Origin of the sequence: Flavobacterium sp. ZE23DGlu08 (assembly GCF_030505335.1) — a bacterium.
GTDB lineage: Bacteria > Bacteroidota > Bacteroidia > Flavobacteriales > Flavobacteriaceae > Flavobacterium > Flavobacterium algoritolerans.
In genome coordinates this window covers 1,122,598-1,140,981 of record NZ_CP130045.1, presented here as the reverse complement: position 1 = coordinate 1,140,981, position 18,384 = coordinate 1,122,598, and the positions used below count along the sequence as shown (strand labels likewise).

The window sequence follows — 18,384 nt, the reverse complement described above, 5'->3', positions numbered from 1 at the left end:
TTGAGGCTGTTATTCTGGTTTGATTTTGCTTCGCAATGAGGGAATTATAGATAAATCTAAAGAATCGTTCAATTGAAAGTTAATTTTATTTCACTTCTTTATCGACTAAATCGCTCAAATGCAATCGCAACGCATTTACTGAAATACTGATTTCCCAAAATGACAATCCCAATGAAATCAATAATCCTAATAAACTCAGCCCAAAAAGATAAATTCCGGCGGTTTGCTGTTCTAAGAATAATAAAAGCATGGCGAAAACGGATAAAAACAGACTCATTACGCCTGCCATTTGCATATTGCGAATCAGTGTTAAACGCAAGTTCAGGTTTTTGATTTCCAATAAAATCATATCGTTTTGCTTTTCCTTGTAGGTTTTTTTTAATCCTCTTACTATAGTGGCAATAGTCAAAAATCGATTCGTATATGCCAATAAAATCAACGAAGTTGCGCCAAAAAGTAATGCCGGAGTTTCTATTTGTAAAATCATAAAAGTAGGATTCAATTGAGTTTCAAAGGTCGTTATCTTTTTACAACATTCATTTATTTACAACAAAAAAAACCTGCAAGTTGATGCTTGCAGGTTTAGTCTAATAATCTAACGATCTAAAAGTCTAAAAAATCTTATTTAATCATCTCAAAACTTCTTTTCACGAAAGCCGTTAAGGCTTCTCCTTTTAATAGGTTTTGTGATAATTTAGCTAAGTCTAAGGCTTGTTTTACCAAACTTTCCTGAGCTGATTTATCTTTGTTATTTAGAATGCTTGTCGCCAATTCAGAATTAGTGTTTACCACTAAATTGTACATTTCCGGCATATTTCCCATCCCGAACATTCCACCGCCGCCTGACTGACTCATTTCTTTCATTCTACGCATAAATTCCGGTTGCGTGATGATAAATGGCGAAGCGTTACTGTCTAAAGCTTCTAGTTGTACAGAATACGTTTGTTTAGGAACAATAGCTTCCAGAACGGTTTTTAAGTTGGTTTGTTCTTCTTCTGATAATTTAGAAATGGTAGTTTCCTCTTTCTTGATTAAATTATCAATATGATCTGAATCGACACGTACAAAAGTCATGTTACTGTTATCGCCTTCAATTTTTTGAATTAAATGCGAGATAATTGGAGAATCAAGCAATAATACTTCATATCCTTTATCTTTTGCAATTTCGATATAAGAGTGTTGTGCTTCTTTATTTCCAGCATATAAAACCACTAATTTTCCGTCTTTATCGGTTTGGTTCGCAGCAAGATTTTCTTTTAATTCTTCTAATGTGAAAAATTTACCGTCAACTGTTGGATACAAAACAAACGCGCCTGCTTTTTCGTAGAATTTATCTTCAGAAAGCATTCCGTACTCCAAAACGATTTTGATGTCGTTCCATTTTTGTTCAAAATCTTCACGGTTTTCAGTAAATAACGATTTTAATTTATCGGCTACTTTACGCGTGATATAATTGGAGATTTTCTTCACTGCAGCATCCGCTTGCAATCCAGAACGCGATACATTCAATGGAATGTCCGGAGAATCAACAACACCTTTCAGCATCATTAAAAATTCAGGAACAATCCCTTCTACATTATCCGTTACGTACACTTGATTTTGGTACAATTGGATTTTATCTTTCTGAATCTGTAAATCGGAACCTAATTTTGGAAAATACAAAATACCGGTCAAGTTAAACGGATAATCTACATTTAAATGAATGTGGAATAACGGTTCTTCAAACTGCATTGGATACAATTCATGGTAGAAATTCTTGTAATCCTCCGCTGATAATTCAGTTGGTTGTTTCGTCCAAGCCGGATTTGGGTTGTTGATGATGTTGTCTACTTCAACTTCAGTGAAAGTTTTGTCTTTATCTTCTTCAGCAACTTCTTCACCCTTTTTTTGCTCTATTTTTTCTGTTTTGGTTCCAAATTTAATTGGAATAGGCATGAACTTATTGTACTTGTTCAACAGTTCCTTGATTTTGTATTCTTCCAAGAATTCCAAAGAATCTTCGGCGATATGCAAAATGATTTCTGTTCCACGAGAAGTTTTGTCAGCTGGTTCTAATGTGAATTCCGGGCTTCCGTCGCAAGTCCAGTGTGCAGCTGGTTCATCTTTGAAAGATTTAGTGATGATTTCCACTTTTTCGGCAACCATAAAAGCAGAATAAAATCCAAGACCAAAATGTCCAATAATTCCTGAATCTTTAGCTGAATCTTTGTATTTGTCCAAAAACTCCTCAGCTCCAGAAAATGCCACTTGGTTGATGTATTTCTCCACTTCATCGGCAGTCATTCCAAGACCTTGGTCAATGATGTGTAATTTTTTACCATCCTTATCAATTTTTACTTCGATAATTGGGTTTCCGTATTCTACTTTGGCTTCGCCAATGCTTGTTAAATGTTTTAATTTAAGTGTTGCATCCGTTCCATTAGAAATTAATTCACGCAAGAAAATTTCGTGATCACTGTATAGGAATTTCTTGATTAAGGGAAAGATGTTCTCTACCGAAACATTAATTTTACCTGTTGTCATATTTTGAATTTTAAGTTTATTTTAATGGATATGATTCTTTCAAATAGAATACCAATTACAATTGAAGTGACAAATTGTCGTAGGCGTTAATTATGATACAAAATAATTTAATTTTGAAACAATTTTCTTTTTCTTGCATCGTATCTTTGTGTAAGTATTAATTCATTAAATTTTAAAAAAATGAGAAAAATAATTTTAGTATGCACGTTAGCTGTTTTGATGTTCGCATGTAAGTCAACATCAGTGACAAGTACGAATACAGATAGAAAGGCTCAAGTTGCTATGAAAGGAAATTGGACAATCAGCTCTGTAACATATCCAGGTTCACAATATATTAAAGTGAATAGTTTTCAACTTGCAGATTCGGAATGTTTTGTAGGAAGTACATGGAAATTTGTTTCTAATAACAATAAAGGAAATATGGCTTTGACAAAAGCAAATTGTGTATCATTTAGCTCACCAATTACTTGGTTTGTTAATAATGATGGTCAGTTTATCTTAAAAATTCTTGATGCAGGTGAAAAAGCAAGAAAAGTGAGAGATGGTTATATTTTATATGTAGCGAATCAAACAGAATCTTCTTTTCAATTGATTGATAAAATCGATGTTGGAGGGAAAATGACGAATGTAGTGTACCAATTTCAAAAAGTTAATTAATAAAAAATTTAGATATGAAAAAGATTTCAATAGTTGCAATGGCAACAATAATGATTATAGGTTCAATGTTTACGAGCTGTGAAGCAGTAAAAAACACGAATAAAACACAAAGAGGAGCAGGAATAGGTGCTGTTGCAGGAGCCGTTCTTGGAGGTGTTCTTGGGAACAATCTTGGTAAAGGTGGTAACGGCGCACTAGGAGCTGTATTAGGTGGAGTTGTAGGTGGAGTTGCCGGTGGAGTTATTGGTAACAAAATGGACAAACAAGCAAGAGAAATCGATGCTGCACTTCCAGGAGCCGAAGTAGTTCGTGTAGGAGAAGGTATTAAATTAGTTTTGAATGAAAATGCTGTGCGTTTTGATACTAATAAATCATCTTTGACTGCTACTGCAAAAGCAAATTTAGATAAATTGGTTCCTGTTTTTGGAGAATATCCAGATACTAATATCACAATTTACGGATATACAGACAGTACTGGTCCAGCGGATTATAACTTAAAACTTTCAGGAGAAAGAGCAGCGTCAGTTAGAAATTATTTAGCTAGTAAAGGGGTGTCTTCTAGTAGATTTCAAGTTACTGGTTTAGGAATTGCTGATCCAATTGCTTCAAATGAAACAGTTGAGGGTAGAAGCCAAAACCGTCGTGTTGAATTTGCTATTACAGCAAATGAGAAAATGATTAAAGATGCCGAAGCTGAAGTGAAAAACTAAGCAAAAAATACTATATAAACAAAGGCTGTTTCGTCAAGAAGCAGCCTTTTTTTGTGCCTAAATTTGAATTAAACATTGTAAATTTGCACTCTTAAATACAGATGATGCTCGAGATAAAAGATATTTCCTTCACTTACATTGACAAACCCATTATTGAAAATGTAAGTTTTACTATTGCCAAAGGTCAAAACACCGCTATTATTGGCGAAAGCGGTTGCGGTAAAAGTACGTTGCTAAAACTCATATACGGATTATATGATTTAGATAGCGGAGCAATTACCTATAATGAAAACCCTATTTTAGGTCCCAAGTACAATCTCGTTCCAGGAGAAGATTACATTAAATATTTAGCACAGGATTTCGATTTGATGCCCTACATAACTGTCGAAGAAAATGTAGGCAAGTTCCTGTCGAATATGTATCCTGAGGAGAAGAAAGCCCGTGTTCAAGAGTTATTGGACATGGTCGAAATGACCGCTTTCGCAAAAGTAAAAGCGAAATTCCTAAGTGGCGGACAGCAACAACGAGTGGCTTTGGCAAGGGTTTTGGCTTTGGAACCTGAAATTATCTTGCTGGATGAACCGTTCAGTCAAATTGATTCTTTCAGAAAGAATTCTTTGCGTCGCAATTTATTCCGTTACTTAAAAGACAAAGGTGTTACCTGTATTATTGCCACGCATGACAGTACGGATGCTTTGTCTTTCTCTGACGAAACGATTGTGGTTCAAAACGGAAAAGTAGTTGCAAAAGGCGACTCAAAAGCCTTGTATGAAAATCCGGCTAATAAATACATTGCTTCTCTTTTTGGAGAAGTGAATGAGTTGAAATTATCTCAATTAATAGACCTTGAGAATGACGAAGACGCAGCACTTTTATTGTATCCGCATCAATTGAAAGTGGTGGACAACGCTATAATGAAAGCAGTTGTGAAACAATGCTATTTCAAAGGAAGCCATTATTTAGTCAAAGCAGCTTTTGAGAGACGAGCTATTTTCTTTGAACACGATTCGGAATTAGAATTCAATCAGGAAGTGTACTTGATGTTGTCCTGAGAACAAGTGTTCAGTAATCAGTGATTTCCACTTCTGATAATTATCTGAATTCGAAGCCGTTTTCAACTTTTATAACAGTATTGTCGTAAAAAAACAAAACCCCGAAATCAATATGGTTTCGGGGTTTTGTGCTATGTTCTGCTTTCTGATCACTTATAGCTGATCACGGATCACTACTTTCGAAGTTAATTCTTCAAATACTTTTCTAAGAACTGATCTTGTTCCCAAAGCAAATGCAGAATATTTTCTTTGGCTACATAACTGTGTGCTTCTTTTGGAAGAATCACCATTCTTGCCGGAGCACCTAAACCTTTCAGAGCTTGAAAATAACGTTCCGTTTGCAAAGTAAATGTTCCTGGATTATTATCGGCTTCACCGTGCACTAAAAGCATTGGTGTTTTCATTTTATCAGCATTCATGAATGGCGACATTGTATTGTACACTTCAGGAGTTTCCCAGTAGTTGCGTTGTTCAGTTTGGAAACCAAACGGAGTCAATGTTCTGTTGTATGCACCGCTTCGAGCAATTCCGCAAGCAAAAAGATTAGAATGTGTCAATAAATTTGCCGTCATAAAAGCACCATACGAGTGACCACCAACGGCTACTTTTTTTCTGTTGATGTATCCCAAAGCATCTACCGCATTAATTGCAGCTTCTGCATTGTCAACTAATTGCGTCATGAAATTATCATTAGGTTCTGTTGTTCCTTCACCAATAATAGGAAAAGCAGCGTCATCAAGAACTACATATCCTTTGGTTACCCAATATACGAAAGAACCATAACTAGGAAATGTGAATTCATTCGGGTTTTGTGTGCTTTGTCCCGCTGAATTTTTGTCTTTGTATTCTGCTGGATACGCCCAAATCAACAATGGCATTTTTTCTTTTTTAGCCTTGTCGTAACCAACCGGTAAATACAACGTTCCAGATAATTCAACACCATCTTTACGTTTGTATTTAATCACTTCTTTACTCACGTTTTTGATACTTTCAAATGGATTTTTGAATGCTGTGATTGGCGTCAGCTTGTTTTTTTGTTTGATGTTTCTAAGGTAATAATTTGGGTACTCATTTTTAGACTGGATTTGTACTAAAACAGTTCCTTTTTTGAAGTCTTCAATCTCTAATAAATCTTCTTTTTTATCGGTGTAAGTCGATGTGTACAGACGATTTGACTGTAAAGTTTTCAAATTAAATTCACTGATAAAAGGAAATTGTCCGTTTTTAGTAAATCCATCCCCAATAAGATACGCATTGTCATTTTCGATAGCCAAAACATATCTGTTGTATTGGTTTTTTCTGGTTTCAAAATTTCCTGGATCGGAATATACATCCTGGGAGTTTCTGTCGGAAATTACTTTTGGAGCCTGACCAGGATTCGATGGATTGATTAAATACGTTTTAGTATTACGTGTATCATACCATTCATCTGAAACAATCGCAACGTTGTCGTTCCCCCAAATCATTCGGCTGTAGCGTTGCGGAGTTTTCACCAATGAAGTTGCTGCTGCATCAAATGGAGCGTTCCAAAGAAAAACTTCGTCTCTGAATTCTACTTTATTTGCTGGGTCTCCAGCGTCTAAAGCTTCAGCAAAAACTAATGTTGCAGGTTTGTCTGCTCTCCAGCTCATGTTTCTTTTTCCTTTGCGAACAGCCATGAAACCTTTAGGAATAATTTCAGTCAGTGGCACTTCATTCACAACTTTTACTTCGTTTCCAGCTTTGTCATAGACTACTGATTTTGAAGGAAAACGGTTCAATGGAACGATGTATGAAAATGGTTTTTGAATGGTTGTCAGCATGATGTAATTTCCATCAGGAGAGAAACTTTCTCCGGCATACATATCTGCATTTTTGAACAAAGTTGCCGTTCCGTTCAAGTTTATTTTATACAATTCAGACGTGATGATATTCTCAAAATTGATTTCGTCATTCTTGTTTTTCAACATATCAGGATACGTTCTGTTTTGAGATTTAGCACCATCGGCATTCGAAATTATCGGACCGGTTGGCAAATCTTTTTTGGCATCCAAAAGTGCTGCTCTGTTTTTTGGTAACATTTTTACCAAAATAGTTTCGTTGTCATTCATCCAACTGAATGGATTGCCAAGATTAGCATTTACTGTAGCGGCTGTTAATTTGGTAGCTTTCGCTGAAACTACGTCGATAAACCAAAGCTCAACTCCAGTAGCTGTAGTGTGTGAGAACAAGATTTTTTTATCATTTGGCGACCAAGAGATATTACTGATACGAGGATTTGTTGGCAAACCTGCAACCTGTACTTCTTCTTTTTCTTTTATTTTACGTAATTTAAGGTTGTTGATATACGTAACGGTACTCGAAATATTAGTGACTGGATTAATTCTCAATCCTCCTAAACGCAATTCATCTTGGTTTAAATCGTCCAGTGATTTATACGTGTTTCTATACGTAAGCAGCATGTACTCTTTTTTGGTGTCCATTGATACCGAAGGCGCTCTTTCATAATCAGCTAAATCAGCGATTGATTTGGAAGGTTTTTGATAGTTTAAATTTTCTTGGGCAAAGGCATTGAAACCGATACATAGAAACACAAATAGTGTGACTTTTAATTTCATGGATAGAAATATTTTGGGTTAGTTTAAATATGTTTAATTGTTGGTCTAAATTAATTGAATGTTGTTACAATTGAAAACAAAAATTACTTTTTAACGTTTCTGGCTGGCCAAAATTTTCACAAAAATTCTTTTCTGCTTGCTTATAATGTTGAAAAGGGTACTTTATGATTAGTTTTATTTCTAATGAATAGCTTGAAACAGCTGTTAACATTGTAAAACTTGTAAATTGACAAAAAAGTAGTAATTTGTGGGCTCATATTTTTTAGTATGTTTAAATTTGCAACTTTATTTTAATAAAATAACAATAGTATGTATCATTCAAAAATAGCAGGATTAGGTTATTATGTTCCCGAAAACGTGGTGACTAATGATGATTTATCGAAAATCATTGACACCAATGACGAATGGATTCAGGAACGAACAGGAATTCAAGAACGTAGACACATTATAAAAGGAGAAGATACAACAACTTCTATGGGCGTGAAAGCGGCTAAAATTGCGATTGAACGTTCAGGTGTTGCTGCGGCGGATATTGATTTTGTAGTTTTTGCAACATTAAGTCCTGATTTTTATTTCCCTGGGCCAGGAGTTTTAGTACAACGTGATTTAGGTTTAAGAACCGTTGGCGCATTAGATGTAAGAAATCAATGTTCTGGATTTATTTATGCTTTATCTGTTGCGGATCAATATATCAAGACCGGAATGTATAAAAACATATTGGTTATTGGGTCTGAGGTTCATTCTACAGGATTGGATATGACAACTCGTGGACGTGGTGTTTCGGTAATTTTTGGAGATGGGGCAGGAGCAGCTGTTTTGAGTAGAGAAGAAGATTTGACAAAGGGAATTTTATCTACGCATTTACATTCTGAAGGGCAACATGCCGAAGAATTAATTGTAAAAGCTCCAGGAATGGGAGGGCGTTGGGTGACTGATATTTTGGCAGACAATAATCCGGATGACGAAAGTTATTTTCCATATATGAATGGACAATTTGTATTTAAAAATGCAGTAGTTCGTTTCAGTGAAGTTATTAATGAGGGACTGCAAGCGAATAATTTACAGGTTTCGGATATTGATATGTTAATTCCGCATCAGGCAAATTTGAGAATTTCACAGTTTATCCAAAAGAAATTTAACTTGACAGACGACCAGGTGTATAATAATATTCAAAAATATGGAAATACGACTGCAGCTTCTATTCCAATTGCTTTAACTGAAGCTTGGGAAAAAGGAAAAATAAAATCAGGTGATACTGTTGTTCTGGCAGCATTTGGAAGTGGTTTTACATGGGGAAGTGCTATTATTAAATGGTAAATAACGGTGACAAAATAGTATTTCAATAGTACTGTTCTTATAAAAATATTCAAAGTCTGCACAATCCATTGTGCAGACTTTTTTATTTGAATATGATGTTTTAGATTTGAGGAACCAAATTAAAGTAGAAAGAACTAATATAAAATCTAAAATATGACAAACCGTAGAAATTTTATACGAACAGCGGCGATTGCTTCTGCAGCTGTAGCATTAAATTCATTTAAAGGGAAACCAGAAGAAGAAAATGATTTTTCATCAAAAAAGGGGAGTAAACCCATTGTACTTTCTACATGGAATTTTGGAATACAAGCCAATGCAGCCGCTTGGGAAGTTTTAAAAAATAATGGAAGAGCTTTAGATGCTGTAGAAGCAGGAGTTAAAGTTCCCGAAGGTGATCCAAAAGAACGAAGTGTAGGATATGGCGGAAGACCGGATAGAGATGGTCGTGTTACACTTGATGCATGTATTATGGATGAAAATGCAAATATTGGATCAGTTGGGTGTTTAGAATTTATAAAACATCCTATTGCTGTGGCTCGAGCGGTGATGGAAAAGACGCCACACGTAATGTTAGTGGGTGATGGAGCGTTACAGTTTGCATTATCCCAAGGTTTTGTAAAAGAAAATTTATTGGTCGAAGATTCTGAAAAAGAATGGAAAGAATGGTTGAAAACCAGTCAATATAAACCGATTGCCAATATAGAAAATCACGATACTATCGGGATGATTGCTTTGGATGCTGAAGGAAATCTTTCCGGTGCGTGTACTACAAGTGGAATGGCTTTTAAGATGCATGGACGTTTAGGAGATTCACCAATTATAGGAGCTGGTTTGTATGTTGATAATGAAATTGGCGCTGCCACTGCCACTGGTCACGGAGAAGAAGTGATACGTATTTCGGGTTGCCACTTGGTTGTCGAATTGATGCGTCAGGGGAAATCGCCACAAAAAGCTTGTGAAGAAGCGGTTGCCAGAATTGTAAAATTAACAAAGAATAGAAATAAAGAACTAAAAGACATTCAAGTTGGTTTCATCGCCTTGAATAAAAAAGGGGAATATGGTTCCTATTGCATTCAAGGAGGTTTTAACTACGCCGTTAATGATGCAACGGGAAACCGATTAATTGATGCCGATTATTTTTTGAAATAAATGAAAAAAGGGAGACTGGAGATAGCGTGTTTTAATCTTGAATCGGCTAGGATAGCTCAAGAAAATGGTGCCGATAGAGTAGAATTGTGTGCCAATATGAAAGAAGGAGGAACAACGCCAGATTTTGAAATAACTAAAGCTGTCCGTGATATTCTGTCTATCGATTTGAATGTGATGATTCGGCCTCGTGGTGGAAATTTTGTTTATTCTGATTTTGAATTTGAACAAATGAAAACTGAAATTCAGCAGTTTAAAAAACTAAAAGTTGATGGTTTTGTTTTTGGAATTTTAAAAGAAGACGGTAGACTTAATAAAGAACAAAATGCAGAATTAGTAGCGTTGGCAAATCCACTTCCGTGTACGTTTCATCGTGCTTTTGATGGAATTAAAAATAAATTTCAAGCTCTAGAATCTCTAATTGAATGTGATTTTAAAACCATTTTGACTTCTGGAGTAGAAACAAATGTGACTGAAGGAATTGATGTATTGGCAACATTAAAAGAAAAGGCAAATGATAGGATTACCATCATGCCGGGTGGGGGTTTGCGTTCCACGAATATTGGAGTATTAAAAGAAAAAACGAAAGCTGTTTTTTATCATTCCTCTGCTATAACGGACTCAAGTGAAATAGCAAATGATAATGAAGTAAAAGCGTTGAAAGCTAATTTGCAATAATTGTAAAAGAGTAATTCTTTAAATCGAAAAACCCGGAGTTGGCATACTCCGGGTTTTTCTTGCTACAACAAAATATTAAAACTAATTTTTATAAGCATTATATTTCTCGTTTAAAACAATCCTCCACCGTCTTGTTTGGTATTGTTGTCTCTTTGTTTACGTTGTAAACTTTTGTTTTTTCCTGCACCAAAGATGTAGTTGAAACCAACATAAACCGATTGGCTTTCCCAAGTAAATTGACCTACTTGCGGATAAGGGTTTTGTCCATCAAAACCAGCTTTCATAGTGTCGAAAACATCATTGAAACGAAAACTTAACGTGGCTTTGTCTTTTAGGAATGAATAACGTCCGCCAGCATCAATTTTATACATTTCTTTACCGTTAAATTGCACACCGTCAACCCCAGATCTGTAGAATCCGAATAAAAGAAAACGAAGGCTTTTAGTTGCTTTGAAATTACTGTTGAAACGGGCATTGAAAGCTGACGCAGTAACTTCTTTGGAAACCAAATCAAATGAATTGCTTGTTGAATTAAATACTGAAACCAATCCTTTTTGGTTGATACTAGAAAAATCTATTGCCGGTTGGATGTCCCACCAACTATTGATTTTGTAGTTTAAAGAAACTTCAAAACCATAGGCTGTGTTGTTGTCGAAGTTATCAAAACTCATAATTTGTTGGTCCTGATTTTGTGGATCTGGATAGAGAATTCTGTTGATTTCGTTATTGATGCTTCGTACAAAAAGACCTGTGGTGAATGATCCTTTAGTAATTGTCTTAGTATAATTTAATTCAATCGAATTGGTAAATTGTGGATCTAATTCAGGATTTCCTATTGAGGTTACTCTTGGTGTGCTGAATTCTCTGATGGGTTTAGTTTGGTCTAAGCTAGGTCTGTCTACACGGCGGCTGAAACTGATTTGAAACTGATTTTTGTCGGTTGGAGAATAAGTCATCGAAGCCGAAGGATATACAGTGAAGTAATCGTCCTTGTAAGCAGTAGCGCCGTTTAACATTGCACTTACCTTGTAACTTTCAAAACGAGCACCCAATTGGTATCCTATTTTTTTGAATTTCTGTCCAAAGGTAGCATAAGCCGAATAAATATCTAAATCATAGGTGTAATCAGAATTGGATAAAGAACTGTTGTTGGTGATGTAATTATTTTCGGTTCTTACAATTCTGCTTTCGGCACCCAATTCTAGCTTAGTCTTGTCATTTAGCGGATTTACATAATCTAAATTGATAGTAGAATTTCTTCTTTTTTCGTCAAGATTATCGGTATAAGAGCTAGTAGGAATACTTGGATTATTAAAAGTAGTTCTAAAGTCAGCATTTTGATTTTCAGAATAGATACTGTGGTTTATTTCTAAATCCAGCGTTTCTCCCTCTTTTTTGGTTAAATGTTTGTAAACTAAATTATAAGTACCGTCCGTATTATCTGAAAAGTATTTAGAATTCAGTAGCAAATTTTGTGAGGCATCAGGATTTACAATGTTCACATCCACAATACCATCTCCAACAAATATGTTTTGATTAGTATAGGCAGAAATAGTGTTTTTGTCATTGATGTAATAATCCATACCAATTTTGAATAAATGAGATTTGTTATCATTCACAATATCAAACATTTGATTAGATTTGTCGTCAAGTCTTGAGATTTGTCCTTCATTGAATCGTTTACCAAAATTATTCCCATAAGTGGAGAAAAAGTTCACTTTACCGGTTCTATAATTCATGTTAATCGAGTTGCTAATCTTTGGTGTTTGTGCAAATGTTAGACCCGTATTAACACTGGCATTAAATCCGTCATTTGCATTTTTATGTAAAACGATATTGATAATTCCAGACATTCCTTCAGGATTGTATTTGGCACTTGGATTAGTGATTAATTCAATTTTTTTAATAGAAGTGGATGGAATTTGTTTCAATAATTGTGAAGCTTCAATATTGCTAGGACGTCCATCTACTAAAACACGTACGTTTTCGTTGCCGCGTAAGGATAATTTTCCGTCCTGATCTACATTTACAGAAGGGATGTTATTCATGATTTCGGATGCAGTTGCACCAGCAGTAGTCAAGTCTTTTCCAACATTGATTACTTTTCTGTCAATTTTTTGTTCAATAGTAGAACGTTCAGCTACAATTTCTACACCTTTTAGTTGTACGGCATCTTCTTCTAGTGCAATTGTATTAAAATTGATGCTATTATCTTCTGATAATTTTGCCGATTTTGAGATTGTTTTGTAACCTATAAATTGGATTTCAACGGTGTAATCTTTTAAAGCTAAATTTTTTATTTGAAAAGTTCCCTTGTCAGATGTAATGCCGCCAGTGATGACTTTATCATTTTCCTTTACCACAATATTTACATATGGTAATGGTTCGTTAGTCTTTTTGTCAGTGATTTTTCCAGAGATAATTCCAGAGTTTTCCAGAATTGTCGGTTTGACCGAAGTTTGGGCCTGCATCGAAAACAACGTTCCGAAAAAGCAGATTAAAAGTAATTTAAGTTTCATGATTGAGTTTGATTTAATTGATTGATGATGCAAATATATTCTTTTATATAATACTATGTTAAACATAATACCTTTTTTAATAATATTTAACATTTTTTAACAAATACGAAATATTAAAATTTACTTAATAGACTTCTGAACATGGATTTTGTTACATCGATTTTTGAAAAAAATATGGATTTCTACCTTGAACAAGGTTAAAGACTTCATTTTTAGGTGTAAATTATCTTGTTTTCCAATTTTCAAATTACTGCAATATGACTATCTTTGCAGCCTTAAAACCAATACACGAAATGACATTACCACAAATTCTTACGCCCTCTATTGAAAAAGCTGTAAAAGTCTTGTTCGACGTTACTATTGATAAAGTTGAATTTCAAACTACACGCAAGGAATTTGAAGGGGATATTACAATGGTTATTTTTCCATTGTTGAAAGTTGTTAAAAGTAATCCAGTAGAATTGGGAAATAAAATAGGAAACTATTTAGTTGAAAATGTAGCTGAGGTAAGTCGTTTTAATGTGGTTTCCGGATTTTTGAATATTGTTATTTCAGATGACTACTATTTGGATTTCTTCGGAGAAATAAAAGATGATTTTAAATTTGGTTTCGTTACTCCATCCCGAAGCTTCGGGACAGAAGACAAAGCGGTAATGGTGGAATATTCTTCGCCAAACACTAATAAACCCTTGCATTTAGGTCACGTACGTAATAATCTTTTGGGATATTCAGTAGCGGAAATTATCAAAGCTTCGGGTAAAAAAGTGTATAAAACTCAAATCATTAATGATAGAGGAATCCATATTTGTAAATCGATGTTGGCTTGGCAAAAATTCGGAAACGGACAAACGCCGGAAAGTACAGGTTTAAAAGGAGATAAATTAGTTGGAAATTATTACGTAGCTTTTGATAAAGCATACAAAGAAGAAATAGCGCAATTAATGAGCGCAGGCAAAACGGAAGAAGAAGCCAAGAAACAAGCGCCAATCATTCTGGAAGCACAGGAAATGTTGTTGAAATGGGAAGCTGGGGATGAAGCCGTTATTTCACTGTGGAAAACCATGAATCAATGGGTTTATGATGGTTTTGCTAAAACCTATAAAAATCTTGGTGTTGATTTCGATTGTTTTTATTACGAAAGTAACACCTATTTATTAGGGAAAGATGTCGTTCAGATTGGTTTGGACAGAGGCGTTTTCGAAAAAGATCCTGACGGTTCGGTTTGGATAGATTTGACGGAAGAAGGTTTAGATCGTAAAATTGTATTGCGTTCAGATGGTACTGCGGTTTACATGACGCAGGATATTGGAACGGCGATTCAGCGTGTGAAAGATTATCCAGATGTTGGCGGAATGGTGTATACGGTAGGAAATGAGCAGGATTATCACTTTAAAGTGTTGTTTCTTATCTTGAAAAAATTAGGTTTTGACTGGTCTAAAAATTTATTCCATTTGTCTTACGGAATGGTAGATTTGCCTTCGGGGAAAATGAAAAGTCGTGAAGGAACTGTTGTTGATGCCGATGATTTGATGCAGGAAATGGCAGATACAGCACAAAAAATTGCAGAAGATTTAGGGAAATTAGACTCCTATTCTCCAGAAGAAAAAGCAAAATTATACAACACGATTGGTTTAGGCGCTTTGAAGTATTATATTTTAAAAGTGGATCCTAAAAAACGAATCCTTTTTAATCCGGAAGAATCGGTAGATTTTGCTGGAAATACTGGGCCGTTTATTCAATATACGTACGCCAGAATTCAATCGATTATTCGTAAAGCAAATTTTGACTTTTCGAATAAATCAAAAATGACTGTGCTTCATGAAAAAGAAAAAGAACTAGTAAAACAGTTAGAATTGTTCCCTGAAGTTATTCAAAATGCAGCGCAGCATCACAGTCCTGCTTTGCTTGCAAATTTCACTTATGATTTAGTTCGTGAATACAATTCGTTCTATCAAGCTGTTCCTATTCTTGGAGAAGAGGATTTAGAGAAGAAAATTTTCAGAGTTCAATTGTCTAAAAAAGTAGCAGATACTATTGCAGCCTCATTTAGATTGTTAGGAATTAACGTTCCGGAGAGAATGTAATATTTTTTTAAGGCATTCATTGTGAAAATAATATTTTTTTGGTACATTTAGTATCAAATAAATATTTTGATCATGAAAAAGATATTTTTTTACCCGCTTTTGTTTGGTCTGTTTTTGCTGAATGTAGCCGGAACATGCTGTGCTGATGATCCCGAAGTAGTATCTGTTGAAAAGAATAATCTGGCACAGGTAAACAGTATACTAAGTCAAGGAAATTGGAAAGTGAGCTATTTTCTTGATAAAAATAGCAATATGACCAGTGAATATTTAGGATATAATTTTACTTTTGGAACGAATGAAATTTTGACTTCCAGCAATGGTGAAAATATTTTTACTGGAAATTGGTCCGTTGTAAAATCGAATAGTATTGATGATAATCCAGATAATGATTTGGATTTTGCCATTTCGTTTTCAAGTCCGGATAAATTAATTGAGTTAACGCAGCATTGGGATGTTACTGAAATTACGGAAACTAAGGTTCGGTTAAAAAGTAAATCTGGCAATGTTGATGGAATCAATTATTTGACTTTCGAAAAAAAATAAATTTATATCGTTTAACGATTTACTAAAACTTTAGAAACAGTCTCAAAAAAGGCTGTTTTTTTTATAATATTATGAATACAACTTCAAAATCAAATGCTTAAATTTGCATCTCAAAATAAATCAATACTATGTTCGATAATTTAAGCGATAAACTAGATAAAGCCTTTCATATACTTAAAGGTCATGGAAAAATCACCGAAGTAAATGTAGCCGAAACGCTAAAAGAAGTTCGTCGTGCCTTGCTTGACGCCGATGTCAATTTTAAAATTGCCAAAGATTTTACCACTAAAGTAAAAGAAAAAGCAATAGGTCAGGATGTATTGACTACCCTTCAACCAGGACAATTATTGGTGAAGTTAGTGAAAGATGAATTGACAGAATTAATGGGTGGTGATGTTGCCGGAATCAATCTTTCAGGGAATCCATCGATTATTTTGATGTCAGGTTTGCAAGGTTCTGGGAAAACTACTTTCTCAGGAAAATTGGCAAATTATCTTTTAACAAAAAAGAATAAAAAACCATTATTGGTTGCGTGTGATATTTACCGTCCTGCGGCGATTCAACAATTATATGTTGTTGGAGATTCAATAGGAGTAGAGGTTTATTCAGAACCAGAAAATAAAAATCCAGTAGAAATTGCTCAAAATGCAATCAAGCATGCTAAAGCAAATGGATTCAATGTAGTGATTGTTGATACTGCGGGTCGTTTAGCAGTTGATGAGGAAATGATGAACGAAATTGAACGCGTTCATAAAGCGATTCAACCTAATGAAACTTTGTTTGTTGTTGATGCAATGACAGGTCAAGATGCAGTAAATACGGCAAAAGCCTTCAATGAAAGATTAAATTTTGATGGTGTTATTTTAACCAAATTAGATGGTGATACGCGCGGTGGAGCAGCAATTTCGATTAAATCGGTTGTTAATAAACCAATCAAGTTTGTAGGTACTGGGGAAAAGATGGATGCAATTGATGTGTTCTATCCAATTCGTATGGCCGAAAGAATATTGGGGATGGGAGACGTTGTGTCTTTGGTAGAAAGAGCCCAAGAGCAATTTGACGAAGAAGAAGCAAGAAAAATCCAAAAGAAAATTGCTAAAAACGAATTCGGTTTTGATGATTTCCTTTCTCAAATTCAACAAGTAAAGAAAATGGGTAATATGAAAGACTTGGTTGGAATGATACCAGGTGCTTCAAAAGCCATGAAAGATGTTGAGATTGAAGACGATGCTTTCAAACATATTGAAGCTATCATTCATTCGATGACTCCAATAGAAAGAAGCAAGCCGGCTTTGATTGATGTAAAAAGAAAAGCTCGAATTGCCAAAGGTTCAGGAACCAAAATTGAGCAGGTAAATCAATTGATGAAGCAGTTCGAACAAATGAGCAAGATGATGAAAATGATGCAAGGCCCAGGAGGAAAAAACCTCATGAAGATGATGGGCGGCATGAAAGGCGGAATGCCGGGAATGAGATAAAAATGAGTCAAAAGTCGAAAGTCTTAAGGTTGTAATGACTTTAAGACTTTCGGCTTTAAAACTATAAACTAAATTAAAATGCAACTACTAGACGGAAAAAAAACAGCGGAAGATATTAAGACTGAAATCGCTGCAGAAGTACAAAAAATGAAAGACAATGGGGATAAAGTACCTCATTTAGCAGCCGTTATTGTTGGTACTAATGGAGCCAGCTTAACTTATGTTGGCAGTAAAGTGCGGTCTTGTCAGCAAATTGGTTTTGAATCTACTTTAGTGGCATTGCCAGAAACGATTACTGAAACAGAGTTGCTTTCAAAAATAAAAGAACTAAATGAAGATAGTGATTTAGATGGTTATATCGTTCAATTGCCGTTGCCCAAACACATTGACGAGCAGAAAATCCTGATGGCTATTGATCCTGATAAAGATGTTGATGGTTTTCATCCTGCCAATTTCGGAAAAATGGCTTTGGAAATGGAAACCTTTTTGCCCGCAACTCCTTATGGAATAATGGAATTGTTAGAGCGTTACAAAGTAGAAACTGCTGGCAAACATACCGTAGTTATTGGACGAAGTCATATTGTGGGTTGTCCCATGAGTATCTTGATGAGTCGCAAAGGATATCCTGGTGATTCAACGGTAACACTTACGCATAGTAGAACCAAAAATATTGAAGAATACACCAAAAATGCTGATATTATTATCACCGCTCTTGGTGTTCCGAATTATTTGAAAGCCGATATGGTAAAAGAGGGAGTGGTAGTAATTGACGTTGGTATTACCAGAGTAGAAGATGCCTCACACCCAAAAGGATATGTAATCACGGGTGATGTTGATTTTGAAAATGTAAGTAAAAAATCATCTTTTATCACTCCAGTTCCAGGTGGAGTAGGGCCTATGACCATTGCAATGTTGTTGAAAAACACGCTTTTGGCAAGGGAAATGAAAAGAAATAAATAAAAAAATAGTTTTTAATTGATAGCCTTAAACATACGTTTAAGGCTTTTTTTATTTTAAAATGTATAAAATTCTGATAATTGATGTTAAAACGGAATTTAAAGAATACTTTTGCACCACTTA

Annotated in this window: 14 protein-coding genes; 10 read left to right on the top strand and 4 right to left on the bottom strand. The window is 34.9% G+C overall.

Annotated elements, in window-relative coordinates:
- Window positions 1-85 precede the first annotated feature (85 nt).
- Window positions 86-487, bottom strand: coding sequence for a DUF2721 domain-containing protein (locus Q1W72_RS04975; protein WP_099713315.1), 402 nt, complete (start codon window positions 485-487; stop codon window positions 86-88).
- Window positions 488-621: 134 nt separating this feature from the next.
- Window positions 622-2,523, bottom strand: a complete 1,902-nt coding sequence (htpG, locus tag Q1W72_RS04970) for a molecular chaperone HtpG (protein ID WP_282711557.1) — start codon at window positions 2,521-2,523, stop codon at window positions 622-624.
- A gap of 180 nt (window positions 2,524-2,703) precedes the next feature.
- Between htpG and Q1W72_RS04965 the strand changes: the two genes are divergently transcribed.
- The 3 genes from Q1W72_RS04965 (at window position 2,704) to Q1W72_RS04955 (ending at window position 4,942) form a co-directional block, all read left to right on the top strand.
- A complete protein-coding gene (locus Q1W72_RS04965; protein ID WP_121341071.1) occupies window positions 2,704-3,180 on the top strand; it encodes a lipocalin family protein in 477 nt (158 codons plus the stop codon).
- A gap of 14 nt (window positions 3,181-3,194) precedes the next feature.
- Window positions 3,195-3,890: an OmpA family protein gene (locus Q1W72_RS04960; RefSeq protein ID WP_099713312.1), complete on the top strand. Its 696-nt coding sequence runs from the start codon at window positions 3,195-3,197 to the stop codon at window positions 3,888-3,890.
- A gap of 104 nt (window positions 3,891-3,994) precedes the next feature.
- The gene (locus Q1W72_RS04955) at window positions 3,995-4,942 is read left to right on the top strand and encodes an ABC transporter ATP-binding protein (protein ID WP_302137921.1); all 948 of its coding nucleotides are present in this window, start codon (window positions 3,995-3,997) and stop codon (window positions 4,940-4,942) included.
- A gap of 185 nt (window positions 4,943-5,127) precedes the next feature.
- On the opposite strand, the gene Q1W72_RS04950 is transcribed toward Q1W72_RS04955, so the two are convergent.
- The gene (locus Q1W72_RS04950) at window positions 5,128-7,539 is read right to left on the bottom strand and encodes a S9 family peptidase (protein ID WP_302137519.1); all 2,412 of its coding nucleotides are present in this window, start codon (window positions 7,537-7,539) and stop codon (window positions 5,128-5,130) included.
- A gap of 309 nt (window positions 7,540-7,848) precedes the next feature.
- On the opposite strand from Q1W72_RS04950, the gene Q1W72_RS04945 reads away from it, so the two are divergent.
- From Q1W72_RS04945 to Q1W72_RS04935, 3 genes are all read left to right on the top strand, one after another.
- Window positions 7,849-8,856 (top strand): 3-oxoacyl-ACP synthase III family protein, encoded by a 1,008-nt coding sequence (locus tag Q1W72_RS04945; RefSeq protein WP_302137518.1) that lies wholly within the window; start codon window positions 7,849-7,851, stop codon window positions 8,854-8,856.
- A 153-nt stretch (window positions 8,857-9,009) separates the two neighbouring features.
- Entirely contained in the window at window positions 9,010-10,005 is a 996-nt protein-coding gene (locus Q1W72_RS04940; protein WP_302137517.1) for an isoaspartyl peptidase/L-asparaginase family protein, read from the top strand.
- Window positions 10,006-10,680 (top strand): copper homeostasis protein CutC, encoded by a 675-nt coding sequence (locus Q1W72_RS04935; protein ID WP_302137516.1) that lies wholly within the window; start codon window positions 10,006-10,008, stop codon window positions 10,678-10,680.
- 110 nt (window positions 10,681-10,790) lie between these two features.
- On the opposite strand, the gene Q1W72_RS04930 is transcribed toward Q1W72_RS04935, so the two are convergent.
- A complete protein-coding gene (locus Q1W72_RS04930) occupies window positions 10,791-13,199 on the bottom strand; it encodes a TonB-dependent receptor (RefSeq protein ID WP_121341078.1) in 2,409 nt (802 codons plus the stop codon).
- A 293-nt stretch (window positions 13,200-13,492) separates the two neighbouring features.
- On the opposite strand from Q1W72_RS04930, the gene argS reads away from it, so the two are divergent.
- From argS to Q1W72_RS04910, 4 genes are all read left to right on the top strand, one after another.
- Window positions 13,493-15,283, top strand: a complete 1,791-nt coding sequence (gene argS / locus Q1W72_RS04925; RefSeq protein ID WP_099716161.1) for an arginine--tRNA ligase — start codon at window positions 13,493-13,495, stop codon at window positions 15,281-15,283.
- Window positions 15,284-15,355: 72 nt separating this feature from the next.
- Window positions 15,356-15,826 (top strand): hypothetical protein, encoded by a 471-nt coding sequence (locus Q1W72_RS04920; RefSeq protein WP_099713306.1) that lies wholly within the window; start codon window positions 15,356-15,358, stop codon window positions 15,824-15,826.
- A gap of 128 nt (window positions 15,827-15,954) precedes the next feature.
- Window positions 15,955-17,304 (top strand): signal recognition particle protein, encoded by a 1,350-nt coding sequence (gene ffh, locus Q1W72_RS04915; protein ID WP_099713305.1) that lies wholly within the window; start codon window positions 15,955-15,957, stop codon window positions 17,302-17,304.
- A 78-nt stretch (window positions 17,305-17,382) separates the two neighbouring features.
- Window positions 17,383-18,264, top strand: coding sequence for a bifunctional 5,10-methylenetetrahydrofolate dehydrogenase/5,10-methenyltetrahydrofolate cyclohydrolase (locus tag Q1W72_RS04910; protein ID WP_302137515.1), 882 nt, complete (start codon window positions 17,383-17,385; stop codon window positions 18,262-18,264).
- Window positions 18,265-18,384 lie beyond the last annotated feature (120 nt).